Consider the following 17,939-nt stretch of genomic DNA (forward strand, 5'->3'; position numbering starts at 1 on the left):
CGGCTTCGCAAGAAGATCCGCGAACCGGCGGCTAGGGTCGCGCCGACTTCGTCGGCTCCTCGTACTGCTGCACCTGCCGCTGCTGCTTCTCCTGCTCGGCCTTCTGATTCGCCAGGGTGTGCTGGAGGAAGGACCAGCCGACGCATCCCGCGCACAGGACGGCGGTGACGGCGATCCCCGCGAACACCTTCCCGAGCCGCTCGTCCGCCGTACGACGCCCGCGCTGCGCGCCGAACAACAGGGCGTCCCGCATCCTGCGTCGGCGTACCGCCACCGACTCCAGCAGCTGACTGTCGTAATCCCGCGCCATTTCCTCGCCCGTCGCTTCCCTCGCCCGCCGCATCGGCCGGGGCCGGTGAACCCCCGGCCGTCGGCGGTCACAGGCGCGCCGCCGATCCGGGCTCCCCGCACCATGGTGCACTTTCGCTTCTGCTGCCGCACCACCCAGGTCGCCGGCGGCCGCGTCCCGTGCGCGCGGACTCCGACGGCGGCGAGATGTCCTCGTCCGGCGCCGCCGAGCCCGTCGAAGGACTGGGCCCGAGGCGCGATCTGCCCGGCCACGGTCCCGGCGCCGGCCCTGCCCGGGCCACGGGGGCGCCGTGTGCCGTCATCCCGGCGCCGGGCGAGGGGCGGTGCCGTCCTGGCGTCAGTCGCCGGTCCGTCAGTCTCCCGTCCGTCAGTCGACGGCCCTGTTGTAGTTGACGACTCCTTCCACCATGAGGGCGGTGGCCCCCACCAGAGGGCTGTCGGCCTCGCGCCTCACCACGTCGGGTAGCCGGTGTGCCTCGTCCTCACCGGCCACCACCATGCCCCAGATCGCGTTGAAGCCCGAGGGGTCCGACGGTTTCTCGGCCGCTGCGCCGACGGTCGCGGCGTCGTCCTCCCCGGCCACGGCCAACGCGCCGAACTGCCGCAGGGCGTGGGCATCGTGCTCCTCCGCGGCGACCACGCACCAGCCGGTCGTCCCTGTTCGCCGCAGTGCGGAGCGAAGGCTGCCGGCGCTGTCCGGGCCGGTCAGGACGATGTCGGGGAGGACGAGAGCCACCGGGCCCTGCGTCATCGGCAGGGCGGTCCGGATCGCGCCGTCGAGCCCCGATTCGTTGTCCTGGTAGACGAAGACCATCTGGAAGATGTCGGCGTAGCGCGCGAGGTAGCTCACCGTGTCCATCTTGTGCGTCCTGAACACCACGACCAGGCGCACATGGAGCCCGTTCTTGGCGAGTTCGACGACGGCCTCCAGGCTGCGGTCGAGCACGGTGACCCCGGGAGCGAGGGAGTGCAGTTCCTTCGAGTAGGGGGCGCTGAAGCGCGTCGCGAATCCCGCGCAGGGCAGGATGACCGACACATCGGGTACGGGCGCGAACGATCTGGGCATCACATGGCTCTCAGGTTGTGCTGACGGTCGGACACCCCGCGCGCCTCATCGGCCACGGGCGGCCGGACCTGCGCCGCACCGCCGGGCGCGACGCACGCCGGGCGCTCACCCTACGAACCGGGGGCGGCTCCGGGCGAGAGCGGAACGCGGGTCGGTGCCCTCACCCGCCTTCGGACCGGTGCAGGTCCACCGCCTTCCCCTGAGCGGGAGTTGACCTCGCGGCGCCGCGTCGACCGGGATCCGCCGTGTCCGCCCCCGCCCGCGCCGCTCCGCGGGCAGGCCGACGGGACACGGCGTACGCGGTCACCGGGCCGACGGCCTCCGGGCCGGGCGCCGCGCTCCGCACCCGCCGCGTAAACTGCCGGCCGCACATCTGCCACGGCCCGCATGTCGCCGGCGACGGGCCGTTCGCAGACCGAGCCGGGCCGAGGCCCGGGCAACGGAACGAAAGAGGGCGCGGATGCGGGTGCTGTTGTCGACATACGGGTCACGCGGCGATGTCGAACCGCTGGTGGCACTCGCCGTGCGGCTGCGGGAGCGCGGCGCGCAGGTGCGGATGTGCGTCCCGCCGGACGAGGAGTTCGCGGAGCGGCTGGCGGGCATCGGCGTACGCCCGGTACCGGTCGGGCCGCCGATACGGTCGCTGACACGCGGGACGGCCCTGCCCTCGTCGGCGGACCTCTCCCGGGCCCGGGACGCGCTGGTGGAGGCGGAGTTCGCCCTCTTGCCCGCCGCGGTCGAGGGGTGTGACGTACTGGTCGCGGCCGGTCTGGCGCAGATCGCCGCGCGGTCCGTGGCCGAGGCGGCGGGCGTCCGCTACGTCTACGCGACCTACGCGGCGGTCCAACTGCCGTCGCCGCACCACGCCCCGCCGCCGCGGCCGGGCTGGCCGGAGCCGGAGGCGGACGACAACCGGGCGCGGTGGGAACGGGACGCGGACCATGTGAACACGCAGTTCGCCGAGGCGCTCAACCGCCACCGGGCCGCGCTCGGCCTGCCGCCGGTGGACAACGTCCGCGACCACGTCATCACCGACCGGCCCTGGCTGGCGGCGGACCCCGCCCTGGGACCGTGGCCGCGGACCCCGGGCCTCGACGTGGTCCAGACGGGCGCATGGGCTCTGCCGGACGAACGGCCGCTCCCGGCCGACCTGGTGGCGTTCCTGGAGGCGGGCGCACCACCGGTCTACGTGGGCTTCGGCAGCGCGAACGCGCCGCAGGACCTCGCCCGCAACACCATCGAGGCGCTCCGCGCACAGGGGCACCGCGCCCTCGTCTCCCGCGGCTGGGCCGACCTGGGCCTGATCGACGACCGGGACGACTGCTTCGCCCTCGGCGAGGCCAACCACCAGCGCCTGTTCCGGCAGGTGGCCGCCGTGGTGCACCACGGCGGCGCGGGCACGACGGCGACGGCCGCCCGGGCGGGCGTGCCGCAGGTGGTGGTACCCGCCCCGGTCTCGGACAACCCGTACTGGGCGGACCGGGTGGCGGACCTGGGCATCGGTACGACGCTCGACGGCCCGATCCCGGACGCCGAGTCCCTTGGCGCCGCGTTCAAGACCGCCCTGGCTCCGGACACCCGGACCCGGGCCGAGTCCCTGAGCGCCGGGATCCGTACCGATGGCGCGGCGGTGGCGGCGGACCTGCTGCTCGACGCCGCGCGCTGAAAGGAACTCGACGCCGCGCGCTGAAAAGGGAGTACGAGCCGCCCGCCGCCACCGGCCGCGAGCCGTCCCGCGCTCAGGAACGGGAACGCGGGGAACGCTTCACGGACTGACGCCGGCTCACGAGGCGAGGACCGCGGCGAGCTCGTCCGGCCGGGCTGCGAACGGGCTGTGGCTGCCGGGCAGGGTGTGCACGGTGAACGGGTTACCGGGGAAGGCCAGGTCGGCTTCCGCGATCATCAGGTCCTGCGCGGCCGGCGCCAGCGCCCGGTCCTCGGCGCAGCGCAGGAAGGTTCGGGGAATGCGTCCCCACCGTGCCGCGGTCAGGGGGACCGGAGCCGTCGGGATCGCCAGGGGCAGATCAGGGCTCAGCGCGGACCGCCACCGGTCGAAGCGGTCCGGCGGGGTGTCGTGGTAGTGGGTTTCCCGGAGTTCGTCGAGGTAGGCGGGGTCCGGGGAGAGCGGATTGATCCGTACGGCGCCCAGGGCCCCGGGGTCGCCGAGGTTCAGGTTCCGGCCCAGCGCGGTCGCGTTCTCGGGTGAGCCCAGGTAGTCGAAGAACCGCGGCCGCCCGCCCGGGACGAACGCGGACAGGTAGACGATCCGGTCCACCAGCTCGGGCGCCCGCTCCGCGGCCAGGGACGCGGGACCGCCGCCCGCGCTGTGCGCGACGAGCACGACAGCGCGATGGTGACGCACCTGGCGCAGGACGCCCAGTACCGCCTCGGCGCAGTCGTCCATCGTCAGGGAGGCGAGCCGTGACTTCTCGGTCAGCAGGCCCGGCTGGCCGGGCACCAGGTAACCGGTGGGCAGGGGGGCGTCGAAGCCGTGCCCCGGCAGGTCGACGGCCACGCTCGCAGCGCCCCGTCCGGCCAGCGCGCGCTGCGTCGCTGCCCACTGTCCGGAGCTGTGCCAGGCGCCGTGCACGAAAACGAAGACGGTGCCGGTCGGAGAGACGTTCTTCATGGCTCCATTCCAGACAGGAACCACAGCGCCATCCATTCCTAGATCTGGTAAGTGGCATGGCGATATCTTCGAGGTCTTGTCGGCACTCGGTGAGGCCGATGAGATCGACGGGGCCGACGGGCCCGAAGGGATCAACGGGTTCGACGGGATCGATGGGGTGGAGGGCTGGTCATGGAGGCGCGGCACCTGCGGTACGCGGTCGCTCTCGCCGAGCACGAACACTTCGGCCGGGCGGCCGGCGCGCTGGGCATCGCGCAGCCGCCGTTGTCCAAGCAGATCGCCGACCTGGAGCGCGAGGTCGGGGCCCGGCTGTTCGACCGCACCCGTCAGGGGGTGTTCCCGACCGCCGCCGGTGAGGCGTTCCTCGCGCGGGCACGCCGGGCGCTCGACGAGATCGCGGCGGCCACGGTCGACGCGGGCCGGGCCGCGCGCGGCGAGACAGGACGTCTGCGCCTCGGCTTCATCGCCTCGGCACTGCTCGACCCGCTGCCGGGCGTCCTGAGCCGGTTCGGCCGTGAACGGCCCGATGTGCGACTGGAACTGCACGAGATGGCGACCAGCCGCAGCACCTCGGCTCTCGTCGCCGGGGAGCTGGACGTGGCCCTCACCCTCGGCCCGCCACGGGGCGCCGGAGCCGAGCAACTCGTGTCCGTCCCGGTCGGACGCGACCACGTGATCGCTGTGGTGAGTACGGTGCACCCGTATGCGGGTCAACAGTCGGTAAGCGCCGACCAGTTGCGGCGGCAGCCGCTGATCGTGTCGGCCGGCGAGGACGAGCCCGCCGTAGTCGCCGGACTGCGCACCCTGCTGGGTACGGACTCATCGGCTCTCGGCGGCGCGACCGTCGCGAGGGACGTGCACACGATCATCGGCCTCGCCGCCTCGGGCGTGGGCGTCGGCCTGGGGCCGTCCCGCATGAAGGCGGTCCCGCGTCCGGGAGTGCGGTTCTGTGACGTGACCCCGCGTACGCCCCTGCCCGATCTCGTCCTGTCCTTCGCGGCCCGCGATCACTCCCCGGTGCTGCGCGCCTTCCTCGACACCGTCCGGAAGAACTGCCCCGACGTCGGTGCCGCACTCAACGACCGGCTCCGGCCCCACATGTGATGCGGATGGGGATGGCGGGCGGATCCGCCTGAGAAATGAGCGGCGGGGTCTCCCCGGTACGCGGTACGGTGCGCCGATGTCAGAGATCAGGACGTTCCAGGTCACCTTCGACTGCGCGGAACCCGAGCGCCTCGCCCGCTTCTGGTGCGAGGTGCTGGGCTATGTCGTACCGCCGCCACCCGCGGGGTTCGCCACCTGGGACGATTTCCGGTTTTCGCAGCCGCCTGAGGAGCGGGACGCCTGGTTTGCCTGCGTCGACCCCTCGGGGGTGGGCCCGCGGCTGTACTTCCAGCGCGTCCCCGAGGGCAAGGCGGCCAAGAACCGGGTGCATCTCGATGTGCGGGTCGGCACGGGACTCGTGGGTGAGGAACGCCTCGCCGCACTTGAGGCCGAATGCGAACGGCTGATCCCGCTCGGTGCGGTCCATGTGCGAACGCTGTACGACGGCAACGACTCGTGCATCCCGATGCTGGACATCGAGGGCAACGAGTTCTGTATCGACTGAACGGCACGGGCTCGTACACACGCCTGGAACCCCCTGGCCCAGGCACTGCTCGGCGTCGGCCTCGGAGACAGGACGACGGCCAGGGGCAGACGTACGAGAGCTCCAGTGCCGAGGGGACACTCGGTGCGGGGCGTCAGCTGTGCAGGAGGCTGACGTCCCTCTCGCCGGGCTCATGGCTGGAGGCGCTTCAGGAAACCTGACCAGCGGTCGCCGCCGGGTCGGTGACCCCAGGGGCGGTCGGCTTCGCGGCAGCAGGCGGCGTGCGGTAGGCGCGAAGGGGCGCGTTGGCCGCGGCCACGGCGGCGATCGCCAGGGCGGCGGACAGTCCGCCGAAGACCAGTGAGAAGGAGGCGGAGGTGGCCGACGCCAGCAGGCCACCACGGAAGTTGCCGATTTCGGGACCCGCGACACCGATGACGTGTTCCACCGAGGAAACCCGCCCCCGGTACGCATCCGGGGTCTCCCGTTGGACCAGGGCACCGCGGGTGACGACAGACACGGTGTCGGCGGCGCCCGCCACGGCCAGGCAGCCGAGCGCCGGCCACAACGGCCCCACCAGACCGAAACCGGCCAGCGCCAGGCCCCAGACACCGGCTGCGGACAGCTGGACCAGGCCGCCACGGCGCCGGCGCGTCACCGTACCGGAGAGCAGACCAGCCGTGATCCCCCCGACCGCGACGGCGGAGAGGAACAGTCCCAGGGTCTGCGGGTCACCCCCGAAGCGAACCTCGTTGACCAGCGGGAAGAGCGCGACGGGCATGGCGAGCAGGGTTGCGGACAGGTCGGTGGCCATCGAGCCCCACAGCGTCGGGCGGCGCAGGACGATCCGCCAACCGCCACGCTCCGGCCGGCGCCTGCCGCCTGCCGCGTCGGCGCCTTCGGGCCGCATGGCGGGCAGGCGGGTCACCGCGAGCGTCGAGACGAACATGGCCACGGCCTGGGTCGCGTATGCGGCAGGGAAGCCCCAGTGGGCGATGATCAGCCCGGCCATCGCGGGCCCGGCCAGCATCGCGGCCTGGAAGGAGACGTTGGTCAGCGCGAGACCGGCCGCGACCTGGTCGCCCGGCAACAGCCGGACCGGGAAGGTGCGCCGGGCGGGAGCGCCGAGAGCACCGCAGCTCGTCCCCATGGCCACCAGGGTGAGCAGCAGCAGTACGTTGCGGTTGTCCGCCAGGGCCTGGGCGCACAGCCCTGCGGCGGCCAGCAGTTGGCCCGCGGTGGTGGCCCGTACCACCGCCCGGCGGTCAAAAGTGTCGGCCAACGTGCCGCCGAGCAGACCGAACAGCACCATCGGCAAGCCGGTGGCGAGCCCGATGGCACCGGTGCCCACCGGGCTGCCGGTCAGGTCCCAGACCTGGGCCAGCACCGCCACGTTGGCCATCTGTCCACCGATTTGGGAGACCGAGGTGCCGATCCACAGGTCGCGGAACGACTGACTGCTACGCAGCGGGCGGGTGTCGAGTAACCGGACGCGGACCCGCCACCTCATCGCGGCGGCTCGACGAGGTGATGGAGGATCCGCTGCCGCATCGACCGGCGTTCCAGCGCCCGCCGCACCTCCTCGACAACGGTGGTCATCGCGTACGGGACCTCGCCGTCCAGCTCGGCGACCGTCTCGTGGGTGGCGCGCCACTCCGCCTCCAGGAAGGGCACCAGAGACCGGCCGCGCTCGGTCAGGTCGATCCGCCGGGTGCGGGCGTCAGGCCCCGGCTCGGAGGTGACCAGATCCTCCTTGCGCATGGCGGCGACGGTCTGGCTGATCGCGGAGTGCGAGCGGTCCAGGGACTTCGCAAGCTCGCGAATGGTCAGTGGTCCGGTGTGGGCGAGCCGGATCAGCGGATAGGCGAACCGAGGCCGCACCCCCTCGATGCCGCGCTCGACGTAGACCTGCTCGATCTGGGCGTCCATGGCCGCCAGGAGCTCGTGGAGGGAATGCCAGGGATCGGGTAGCGCTGTGGGGTCCGAAGATGTCACAGCGCTAATATAACAGTGCTGCGATAAATGGCGCCCGTGAGCGAACGAGAGGCTGCGGCTGGATCGCTGGCCCCCGATTCCGGGAAGGCGCCCCGCACGCGGTCGGCGTCGGCGATCGCCCTCTTCGAGCGGGCCGGGTCGTTGCCGCCTGGCGGCGGGGGGCGGTCGTCCTGGGGCCTTTACCGGTCGGCCGCGGTCTTGAGGGGGCGTCTCTCCGGCTGATGCGCCGACGCCGATGTGGTGCGTGTGGTGTCAGGGCGGTTCCCCGCGAGCCCGGCTGATCGGCTCATTCGTTTTCGAAGATGTAGGACCACGCGGGCGCCTCGCCGCCCTTTTCCTCGATGGCGGCCAGCGCACCGAGAACGTTGCCGAAGACCCGTTGCTTCTCGGGATGGGGCAGCGGGAGGGTGTCCCGGGTGCGCAGCCCCGTCACCCACCAGGCCACCATCGTGAGAAAAGCCTCCAGGCTGTCCGCCGCGGGAAGGGCGGCGAGCTCTTCCTCGTCGGGCCCCGTCGGAACGCGCAACACATGTCCGGTCGGGCCGTCGACGACGATTTCGGCCCCCATCCACTTGCCGATCTGGAAGAACGGCCCGGTCTCGTCGACGGGGTCGATGTCATCCGGCCACGAGGGCATTTCCTCGAGAAGCTCGACGTCCCAGTCGCCGCCGGGCAGGAGAGCCATCCCTCCTTCCTCGTACATGTCGGGGAGTCCGAATGCGAGGAGGAGTTCACGCGTCGGCTCGTGGGCGAGATTGTCGGGGAGCTCTTCGGGTTCGACCGGGAAGATGTCCTCGAACAACAGGGCCAGCACGGTGTGGTCGGTGTCTTCCGGGCCTGCCGCATCAACGGGCATGCTTCCGCGGGCGTCCGCGTAGTCCCCGCTCAAGGGCCGGTTGAGGGAGCCGAAGGCGGTGAAATCCATTGCGCCGGCGGATTCGATGGCCAGTAGCCCCGCGTCACTCCCGAAGACAGTGATGCCGCCGAGAGACAGCGGTCCGCAGGGCAACAGAAACGCGTCGTCACTGCGGCGAGCGGGAGCCGCGGCGAACAGTTCCTGAGCAGTGGAGGGGCCGGTGCTGTCCCCCTCGGTCGAGGAGGACGGCGACGTGGGGGCCGACGAGGGGAGGGGCGGCCACGTGAGGTCTGCACGGTGCTGCGCGGGGATTTCGTCCCCTTCCCAAGGGCCGGCGAGACGAGCACCGGTTTCCGCATCCCAGAGTGAGGTGTACACGGTGGGCGATTCGAGCGTGAAGGACCGGTGTCTGCCGGCGACGGCCTGCCGTCCTTTCCAGCGCACTTCCGCCAACGCGTCGATCTTGCCGGATTGCAGATAGGCGGGGTGATAACCGCCCGGCGGGCGCCACTTCGTCCACTTGGCCCGCCACGTCGACGAAACGCCCGAAGCGGCGATCGCGGCTGCTGTCTCGTGATCATTGCGCGCGAGGGCCATCACCTGCAGCCAGGAAGCCCATGAGCCCTGGCTGTCGGGGATGATCCCCCACGCCCACAGATGCATCGCGTCGGCGACCGCGCTGTTTCCCGGGATGAAATGGCACAGCGCGGTGCGACCGGCGTCCATCAGCACGCTCTGCGGGATATTGGCGATCGCCTCGCCGCTGCGCAGAATTTCTTCGTACGTTCCTGCCTGCGCGGCATGCATGGCAAGGCCCGTCGCGGCGTACAGACCGACTGCGCCGCTCCGGGCCCATCCCTGCGGGTGGCGGAATGCGGAGGCCGAATCCAGCAACCACTGCTGCAAGTCCCCGTTGACCCGGCGCAGTTCATCGGTGCCGATATCCCGGCGCAGGGATTCGGCCACACTCTCGTCGAGGAAGGAAATGCCCAACGGGCCCGACCGAACGAGGTCGCCGTGCTCCTGGGCGAACGCGATGAGTTCGTGCTCGGTGGCGACTGTCCCGGTCAAGGCGGCGTGAAGCCGGGCCCACACCGCCACAGGCACCACGCGTGGCTCCGCGAGAGCCAGGGCGCGAAGCGCCGACGAGTCCGGCACCGGCGCCCCGGAGCCCGCCATGGGCAGGGTGAAGACCGCGCCGGGGCTCGTACCGCTGGGAAGCAGCGCGAGGGGGGTGTCGGTCAGCACGGCCAGCTTGTCGTGCGCCAACGAGCGAAGGGCGTCGCCGATCAGCCGCTCGGGCTCGTACGAGCGCCTGGTGGGCCCCGCGCGGTGGGCGTGGGCGATGAGCAGCAGGCGCTGTTCGGGCCATGCGTCACGCGCGATCCGCCAGCTGCGCCTTCCGTCCCCGGACAGATCGACTTCGAGCGCCGTGGCGGCCCGGTGGAGGACCTGCTCGGCGGTCAGACCGGTGGCATCGACGAGCACGCTGCCCGGGATGCGTTCGTGTGCCTGAGCGATGACCGAGGCGCCATCGGTCCCGGGCGGGGAGACGACATGGGCGACTCCGCCTCCGTGCCGACCCGCATGCCACCACTCGACGACGTCATCGACGATCCCTCCCGGAGAGGTGTCCGCTGTCGGCTTGGGCATGTCGCTCCTTGATGGTGGTTCTCGGGTCCCCCGTCACGGTAGTACGCCCTCGGTTGCTGTATGACGTGCGGAGATGGTCCTGGGCGGGCACTCCTCAGGCCGGGGCGGTCGCGACGCGGCGCAGCATCACGACCCAGTCGTCCTCGCTCGGCCACCCCGTCAACTCGGCGAGCCGCCACGTCTCGTCGCCCACGGGGAAGGTCTCACCCACGCGGAGCGTGTGAAACTGCTCCTCGGCGGCGATGACGATCCCGAGCCGGACCCTGACCGAGGAGTCGGACTCCCGGTAGATGTCCATCACGGAGAAGTTGGCTTTCCCGTTACCTCGTTGAATCCCGTGCCAGAGGCCGATCGTGTCGACGCTGCTCACTTCTCATCCTCCAAGGACGCGTACTGGTTGCGGCAGTATTTCATGAATTCCTTGATGGTCAGCGGCTCGGGATGCTTCGAGTTGTGCGGGTTGCGCAACTGGATCCGGTTCTTGTCGTCGACCGAGACGATCTCATAGGCGTGTGAACTCAGAAGGTTCTTCTCCATTTTGTTCTCCACGCCCGTGCCCCTGGGCTGGGTGCCGATAACGACCGGCCTGCCGCTTTCCGTCAGTTCCCGCAGATGGGCCAGGAGTTGCTTTTCCGGGCTGCGGCCTTGCGCATCAAACTGCGTCGGGAAGTCGTGGTTTTCCGACGTGCGCCCGGTGAGTTGGGCGAGCAGCTCGGCGCGCGTGCCCGAAGTGGAGCCCTGGCCGATACGGGAGTAGCCCGTCAGCAGGTTGCCGTCGAAGTCCTTTTTTTGGGGGAACTGGGACTCGTGATCGCGTTTCTTGTCGTCCCAGAACTGGTCCAGGCCCGCGATGGCCTTCTCCATGATCGCCGGCCAGGCCACACCCACATCGTTGGCGTTGGCGTAGACGGTGAAGCTCGGCATATCGCTGTACACGGGCACCTCGGGGGTGACCCGCACGGTCAGGATGCGCCCGGTCGGAGCATGGTTGCCGTATCTGTTGCGCGCGACCTCGTGGAAGCGGACCTCGTAGTTCCCGTCCTCCGTCTCGCGGATCATGTCCTGGAGGAGATCCGGGTACCGGCTCGCGACGGCTCCCATGGTGGCGATGATGCCGCAGTCACCGATGGCGCCCTGCTGCGTCTGCTCACGTGACGGAGGCCCTTCGAACAGTGGCACGCGGGTGCCGTCGGGGCGGTCCAGCGGTGTGCCGTAGCGATCGGGCTGCAGCTCCGGCAGCTTCTTGTGGTTGCCGAAGCGCGGCTGGTCCACCTCGGTGGTGATCTCGGTGGGCCCGGCCGGTTCCGAGTGGGTCCAGGACTGCCAGAGCCGCTTCAACCCGCCACGCTTCTCGGACTGGTTGTCAGCGGCGGGGGAGCCCTCGCGGGGTTCGTCGGTGGACGGGTGCGGGGCGGTGGACCGCTCGCCCGCCCCTGTTGCGGCGGCGGTGGGGCGCGGGGTCTCCCGCGCGCTCGCCGTTTCGGTCTCCGGCTGCGAAACGTCGCGGTGCGAGCGGTGCGCATCCGTCGGCACGGACGTTCCGTTGCCCGCGGTGGTGTGGCCCACGGTCCCGTTGTGCGTGGGAGGGCCGGCACCCGCGGGGTCCGCCGAAGGCGTGCGTCCGCCCTTGGTGGGGGTGGTGGCCGGGGAAGCGGTGGAGTCCGCTGGCCGCCTGTGGTTCGTGCCTGCCGGGTTGGCGGGGGCCCTGTGGTCTGCGTTCGCCGGGTCGGTGGGCCGTGTGTGGTGCGTGTCTGCGGGGTCGGTGGGGTACCTGCGGTCCGTGGCTGCCGGGTCGGTGGGCCGTGTGTGATGCGTGTCTGCGGGGTCGGTGGGGTGTCTGCGGTCCGTGGCCGCCGGGTCGGTGGGGTGCCTGTGGCTCGTGCCTGCCGGGTCGGCCGGGGGACGGCGGTCCGTGCCTGCCGGGTCTGACGGGGGCGTGCGGTGCGCATCCGTGGGGTGGGACGGGCCCGACTGAGGCGCCTGGGTGGGTGGTGTGTGGCTGTCGGGTGCCGGAGCCGATGGTGGGTTCTGGCTCGGGTTCGCCAGCTGCTGGGACAGTTCCCTGACGAAATCCAGGTGGCCCTGAATTTCCTTGTCCATGATCTGCTGGTTTGGTGTGCGGAATTCCTTGATCTTCTTCTTGATCTCGGCTTCGGACTCTCCCGCCTTTTCCAGGCGCTCGCGCTCCTTCTCCAGCAATTCCTTACGGTCCGGGTCGACTCGGTAGGTGGTGCTGTAATACACCGGAGTGCCCTGCATCGCCTCGGATTGGCGGATCGTCGTGGAGCAGTCAGCGTGCCCGGAGTTACCCTTCCGGGATCCGCAGGGCTCCCGCTCGGTGTACAGGCCGGCGATGGAATACTTGGACTTTCCCTCGGCTTCCCGGTTCTTGTTGTGCTGCTCGATCCATTCCAGGATGTGGCTCTCGGAGTGACGAGGGCGCACGCCGTCCACGGAGGGGGGAACCGAGGAGTCGATGATGTAGTGGCTCTCGCCCTTGTCATCGACGACCTCGACAACCGCGTAATTCTTGTCCGAGGAGTCGGAGGAATTGCGTTCTATGTCTTCGAGCAGCTTGCGCAGGTTTTCCGGGTTCTGAAGGTTCTCGGCCTTCGAGTACGCCGAGGACTCGCGCCGCCAGGGAGCCACAGACTCGGGGTGTTCGGCCGCCGGGTCGGGCTTGTTGCCCCGCTTGGGCGGAGCATCCGCATACGGGGAGTTGTCCTTGGCCGACCCGGGCGCCATGCCGACCGCGTTGTTCGCGTGAAACGAGTGGCTCATACGCCCGAGCGTCGCCAGGACCGCGTAGCGCTGACCGTCATTCATGTTCGACCACGCGGGGTCGAGGTGGCGACGCAGGTCGCTGTCGGTGAAGTTGGTCTTGGGTACCTGGATGTTCTGGTGGGACTGCTGCGCTTCCTTGTGTGCCGCCGTGGCTGCCGGCACAGCGGCCCTGGCGTCGGTCAGCCTCTGCTCGGCCGCCGCCCGCCGCTCCTGGGCGGCCTGCTTCTCCGCGTCGGTGGTGGCGTCCTTCTCGGCCTTGACCGCCTTCTTGCGTTCCGTGATGGCGTCCCTGACCTGCTTGCGAGCGTCGTCCAAGGCATGCTTGGTGCCGCGAACGTGCTGCGCCGACTCCACGTAGTCCTGCCGGCGGTCGAGGGACTCCCGCAGCAGATCGCCCAAGGGGGAGGAGGCGGGCGGGTGAGCCGTGGCCCATTCCCGCATCTGCGCCTGGACCGGATCGAGAGCGATCCGGTGGACGTTGCGCTCCTCCGGAAGCCGAAGCGCCTGCTGCGACGAATCCGGTGGGACGTTCGCGTGCTTTTGGGTCGCTTTTTCCGGGTCGGGAAGGCTCTGGTTGCGCTGCTCGCGAGTGGCTTCCGCGCTGGGGTCGTGGGACGCGGAGGGGGAACCGGCCGGGCTCTGGGGGGTGGCCGGACTCTGGGTGTGGGTGGCGGGCGGGGTGGTGGTGTCGACGGGGCGGCGGTTGGCGTCCAACGGGATGGCGAAGACGCCGTGGTCGCCGTTGTGGAGCGGGGTGGTGCTGCGCTGGCCGGTCTGCGGGTCGGCGTAGACGATCCGGCCGTCGTGGTTGACCACGTTCCAGGCGTGCGCACGGCCGTCGGCGTTCTGGGTGATGATCACGGCCTGTGAGCCGTGGCCCTCGTCGAGGAGGGTGGTCTCCAGGTTGCGGTACGCGTCGCGGCCGTCGCCGAAATCGTGGAACTCGGAGCCCAGGGCGCGTTCGATACGGTCGCGGCCGTTGGGCTCGGGGGTGTCGGCGGGGGTGCCGTCCTCGTTCCGGCTGCGGCGGGCGGCGACCGTGGGATTTCCGGCGTACGCGTCGGCGAATGCCAGTACTCCGTCGGGGCAGTTGACGTCGCGACCGGACTCGTCCGGGTGCCGGCCGCGTATGTCGTCGACCCAGGTGCCCTCACGGGGGTCGGGGGCCTGCTGGAACGAGCCGTCCTCGTTGCGCGGGAACCGCTCCTGCTGGACGCGGGCGTCCTCGTCGCCGGGCCGGTCGTAGCCGTCCGGCGGGCCGTAGGGGCGGGTGTCGGTGGCCGGGAAGACCGGTTCCCTCGACTCCGGCTCGTGGCCGGTGTCCGGGGAGTCCTGGGCATCCGTGTCGTCACGGGACCCGTCGGAGTCGTGAGACGGGTCGGAGTCCTGGGAATGGTCGGAGTCTTGCGGGTCGTGGGCCTCGGGGGACCCATCGGATCCGTCGGACTCGTGGGCCTTGTCGGAATCGGACTCGTGGACCTTGCCGGACTCGTGGGTGTCCTGATTGTTCCGGGTGTCCTGGGAGTCTTGGGCGCCCCGGTCGTTCCGGGTGTCCTGCCCGTCCCGGTCGTTCTCGGCGTTCCGGCTGTCCGGGGTGGTGTTCGGTGTGTCGCGAGTGTCCGGTGTGTCCTGCGTGTTCTGTGGATCGGACATCGGCCGGCCGTCGTGTTCCCCGGCTTCCGGGGTCCGGGGCGAGGTGACGTCCGGATCCGGAGGCGTCGACGGCGGTGCGGTGTCGGTGCTGGGGGTGTTCGTGTTCTGTTCGGCGGCCGAACCGTCGGGGGAGGGCGTCTCGTCGGTGGGCTGCCTGGTGGACGGCTCCGTGGCCGGCCCGGCGGACGGCGAGGTGCGGGAAGGCCCCTCCGACGGAGTCGGGGTCGTCGACGGATCCGCCGACGAGTCGGCGCCCGAGCTGTTGTCGGTGTCCGGAGTGTGCTGAGTGGACGGCTGAGGCGTCGACGGGGTCAGGAAGTACGGAGTGATCGGATTCCGGTGGGCGTCCAGCGGGGTGTAGAAGACCTCCTGGGCGCCCAGGTGAATCGGATTCTCGCTGACGACGCCTGTCTGCGCGTCGACGAACAGGACCGTGCCGTTGTGGTTGACCGCGGCGAAGGCATGGCCGCCACCGCCAGGCCAGTTGACGCCGATCACGGCTGCCGAGCCGTGCCCGGCCTGCGACAGCTCGTGGGCGATACGCGCGTACGGGTTGGGGTGGTCCTTGCCCGCGTACGTGCTGGGGGCGCCGGCCCACCGCGCCTGGTTCTCGACCGAATCGTGCTCCGCGGAGTAGCGGTTGAGGCTGCCGTCCGGGTTGAGGTCCAAGGTGCGCGGGGCGGACACCGTCGGGCGGCCGAACCATGTTTCGAGGAACGAGCGGGTGCAGTCGGCGCAGTTGTTGGACCGGCCGGGCACCCCCGGGCCGCCGTCGTTCTGCAGACCGGCCCAGTTCCCTTGCCGCGGGTCCGCGTACACCTGCGGCGTGCCGTCGGGGTTTCTCGGGTGGGCGTTCTCCAGGTCCTGCTGGTGGACGGGGTCGGGTGTGGTCAGGCCTTCGGACGGGATGTTCAGGTCGTGACGGATGTCCGAGAGGCTGTCCGCCTGGGGCGCGGGCGGAGGCGCCGTGGGGTGCACGGGCGTGCTGCCGTCCGTGGGGGGCTGGTGCTGATCGGGCGTCTGGTGGTCGGCGTCCGGCTGCTGGTGGTCCGGCTGCTGGTCGTGCGGCGCCGGCATCCCCTGGTCGTCCGGCGGGGACGCGGGGGGCTCGGTCGGCGTCCGCGGGCCCGCCGGACGGTTCGTCGGCTGCTCGCCGCGGGGCGGTGTGGTCGGGCGCGCGGGCGTCTCGGTGCGCGGTGCGTCGGCGCGCGGTGCGTCGGTGCGGGGCGGCGTGGTGGGGCGGCCGGGCGTCTCGGTGCGCGGCTGCGCTCCAGGGCGGTTCCGCTGGGTGTCCCGCGACGGCGTCGTGGGCCTGGTGCTCGGCTGTTCCGTACGCGGTGTCGTGGCCCGCGGCGTCGTCCCGGAGGTGCCTGCCGCCGGCGCCTGCGTCGGGATGGGGCCGACCGTCGGTGGCGGCACGGCGCCCGGGGGCGACGCCGCGGGCGTGGCGGAGGACGGGGCCGCGTGCTGCGGGGCGCCGGCCTCACCGGGCTGCGTACCGTGGGCCGGCGGCGCCACCGTGGTGGTGTCGCTCATGAGGGTGACGCCGGTGTCGTCGGGGTGGTGCGGGGCCGGTCTCGACGGTGCGGGCGCCTGGCCGGGGCTGGGGTGTGCGGTGGGCGTGTTGCCGGGCATGGCGCCGCTCGGCATGGCGGCGCGGCCGCTGCCCTGGTTCTGACTGCCGTCGGTGTTGCCGTCGTGGGAGCCGTCCGGCGTGGGGCCCTGGGCCGGTGCGGGCATGGTGGTGACCGAGTCGTGGTCGACCTGGTGCACGGCCGGTTCGGGGCGGGAGGTGTCCGGAGCCGGGGTCGGCGCGGCATCGGGGTGGTCCGTCTGCGGCGGCGGGGACGGCATGGACGCGGGCTCGGTGTGGCGCGGGTCCGGGATCGACGCGCTGTGCTCCGGGGCGTCGGGGGCGACGCCCTCCGGCCGGCTCGGGCGCGCGCTGTCCGGAGTGGTGTCGGGAGCCGGTCCGCCGTCGCTGTCCGGCCTCGTCCCGGTGGGCGGTGTGGACGGGTCCGGAGACGCGTCGGGGGTGGGCGAGCCGTCGCCCGGAGCGTGACCGATGCTGTCGTGGTAGGCCTGGGTGCCCACGTCGAAGGGGCTGGGAGAGTCGGAGCCACGGCTCGGTGAGGGCGAACCCGGATCCGACGGGCCGTCGGACGACGAGGGCGAGCTCGGCGATGAGGTGTCCGGACCGCTCGACGGCGACGAGGACGACGACGTGCCGATATCCGGTGCTCTGCGCCCGGAATCGCCGTTGCCCGGACCCGGCGAATGAGCGGAAGCCGGGGAGTCGCTCGGCGAACTGCTTTCGCCCGACGGTGAGGGGGACGAGTCCGGCGCGTTGTCGGAGCCGGGGGAGCCGTCGGTCGAACGGCTGCTGTCGGGCGACGAGTTGGTGTCCGACGAGGAATCGTCCGAGCGCGACGAGCTGTCGTTTCCGGAGTCGGACGAGTCGTGGCCGCCGTCGCCGCCGTCGTGTCCGCTGTTGGTCAGTCCGTTGCGGGCACCGTGTCCCGCGCGGGAGCCCGCGCCGTCACGCAGGGCATTGCCGAAGGTGGAACCGGATTCCTTCAGGGCGTTCTTGCCCTCTTCGTACCCCGTCTTGGCGGTGCGTCCCAGGTCGTAGCCCGACTGCTTGCCGAAGTTCTGCTCGACGGTCTGGGCGACGATGTCGGAGACCATGGCTTCGAGGGCGGAGACAAAGGGTTCCTTGGCGGTCTCCAGCACCGCGTCAAGGATCTGTTTGGCTATTTCCTTGAGGAGTTTCCGCAGGATCATCCGCGTGGCGGCGGCTGCGCCCATCGCGCCGAGTTCGGACAGCCCCAAGGTGAACGGAGCGGCGGCCTGGGCGGCGATTATCTCGACCGCCAGGATGACCAACTGGGCGATCACCGCCACTTTCAGCGCGATGATGAGCATCGCCGCGGCGTCCATGCACACGGCGATCAGCTCGGCGCCCTCGCGGGCGTCGTCGAAATAGCCCGAGCCGCCGGAGAACTTCTCCCAGGTCTTGCTGAAGCCGTCGATGGAATCGCCGGAGTTGTCGGCGAGAACGTTGCCGGCGGCGCTCAGGCCACGGGACTGGAGCGCCTCCACATCAGCGGCGAACTGACGCCAGGTGTTGGCGCACTCCATCATTTTGTCTTCGTCGCCTGTGGGCCAGTCGAAGCCGCACATCTCGAGAACCCACTCGAGTGCGCTCGGCAGCATCAAAGCCATGACGAAGACCCCCGTTGTCGCCCATGTCGTTCCTGTCGTCCCGGCCTGGTGGGCCGACCGACCCCTGCCGTCTCACCGCGGACGGAAGGGCCCTTCTTGCTCTGCTGCTGCCGGAGGCACCATGCGGAGCCTCATGCGTGCTCAACCGGCTTGCGTCGGTACAGAGCCATGCTCATGCCAG

At 71.0% G+C, this 17,939-nt stretch carries 11 protein-coding genes; 3 read left to right on the forward strand and 8 right to left on the reverse strand.

The annotated features are described in order from the left end of the window. Window positions 1–31 precede the first annotated feature (31 nt). Window positions 32–310 (reverse strand): hypothetical protein, encoded by a 279-nt coding sequence (locus ACF1BH_RS10320; protein ID WP_391641981.1) that lies wholly within the window; start codon window positions 308–310, stop codon window positions 32–34. Window positions 311–676: 366 nt separating this feature from the next. Continuing rightward, window positions 677–1,375, reverse strand: a complete 699-nt coding sequence (locus tag ACF1BH_RS10325) for a hypothetical protein (protein ID WP_391641982.1) — start codon at window positions 1,373–1,375, stop codon at window positions 677–679. Between the two features lie 460 nt (window positions 1,376–1,835). On the opposite strand from ACF1BH_RS10325, the gene ACF1BH_RS10330 reads away from it, so the two are divergent. Further along, window positions 1,836–3,041 carry a glycosyltransferase gene (locus ACF1BH_RS10330; protein ID WP_391641983.1) on the forward strand — a complete coding sequence of 402 codons (1,206 nt, stop codon included), beginning with the start codon at window positions 1,836–1,838 and terminating at the stop codon, window positions 3,039–3,041. Between the two features lie 117 nt (window positions 3,042–3,158). Here the strand turns inward: ACF1BH_RS10330 and ACF1BH_RS10335 are convergent, their stop codons facing one another. Next, entirely contained in the window at window positions 3,159–4,004 is an 846-nt protein-coding gene (locus tag ACF1BH_RS10335) for an alpha/beta fold hydrolase (RefSeq protein ID WP_391641984.1), read from the reverse strand. Between the two features lie 171 nt (window positions 4,005–4,175). Here ACF1BH_RS10335 and ACF1BH_RS10340 point away from each other — a divergent pair, with 171 nt between their 5' ends. Both ACF1BH_RS10340 and ACF1BH_RS10345 read left to right on the forward strand, forming a co-directional pair. Then, complete coding sequence (locus ACF1BH_RS10340; RefSeq protein ID WP_391641985.1) at window positions 4,176–5,108, forward strand: LysR family transcriptional regulator; 933 nt, start codon at window positions 4,176–4,178, stop codon at window positions 5,106–5,108. Window positions 5,109–5,184: 76 nt separating this feature from the next. After that, complete coding sequence (locus tag ACF1BH_RS10345) at window positions 5,185–5,613, forward strand: VOC family protein (RefSeq protein WP_391641986.1); 429 nt, start codon at window positions 5,185–5,187, stop codon at window positions 5,611–5,613. Window positions 5,614–5,800: 187 nt separating this feature from the next. Here ACF1BH_RS10345 and ACF1BH_RS10350 read toward each other — a convergent pair whose 3' ends face one another. The 5 genes from ACF1BH_RS10350 to ACF1BH_RS10370 all read right to left on the reverse strand — a co-directional run bounded on the left by ACF1BH_RS10350 (window position 5,801) and on the right by ACF1BH_RS10370 (window position 17,758). Beyond that, window positions 5,801–7,102: an MFS transporter gene (locus ACF1BH_RS10350; RefSeq protein ID WP_391641987.1), complete on the reverse strand. Its 1,302-nt coding sequence runs from the start codon at window positions 7,100–7,102 to the stop codon at window positions 5,801–5,803. Continuing rightward, complete coding sequence (locus tag ACF1BH_RS10355; protein ID WP_391641988.1) at window positions 7,099–7,587, reverse strand: MarR family winged helix-turn-helix transcriptional regulator; 489 nt, start codon at window positions 7,585–7,587, stop codon at window positions 7,099–7,101. Before ACF1BH_RS10355 ends, ACF1BH_RS10350 begins: the two co-directional genes overlap by 4 nt. A 286-nt stretch (window positions 7,588–7,873) precedes the next feature. Continuing rightward, complete coding sequence (locus tag ACF1BH_RS10360) at window positions 7,874–10,096, reverse strand: SUKH-4 family immunity protein (protein ID WP_391641989.1); 2,223 nt, start codon at window positions 10,094–10,096, stop codon at window positions 7,874–7,876. A 94-nt stretch (window positions 10,097–10,190) separates the two neighbouring features. Beyond that, window positions 10,191–10,466, reverse strand: coding sequence for a DUF6406 domain-containing protein (locus tag ACF1BH_RS10365; protein WP_391641990.1), 276 nt, complete (start codon window positions 10,464–10,466; stop codon window positions 10,191–10,193). Further along, window positions 10,463–17,758, reverse strand: a complete 7,296-nt coding sequence (locus tag ACF1BH_RS10370) for a toxin glutamine deamidase domain-containing protein (protein WP_391641991.1) — start codon at window positions 17,756–17,758, stop codon at window positions 10,463–10,465. Before ACF1BH_RS10370 ends, ACF1BH_RS10365 begins: the two co-directional genes overlap by 4 nt. Window positions 17,759–17,939: the final 181 nt, after the last annotated feature.

This window comes from Streptomyces sp. NPDC014733, assembly GCF_043083385.1.
Taxonomy (GTDB): Bacteria; Actinomycetota; Actinomycetes; order Streptomycetales; family Streptomycetaceae; genus Streptomyces.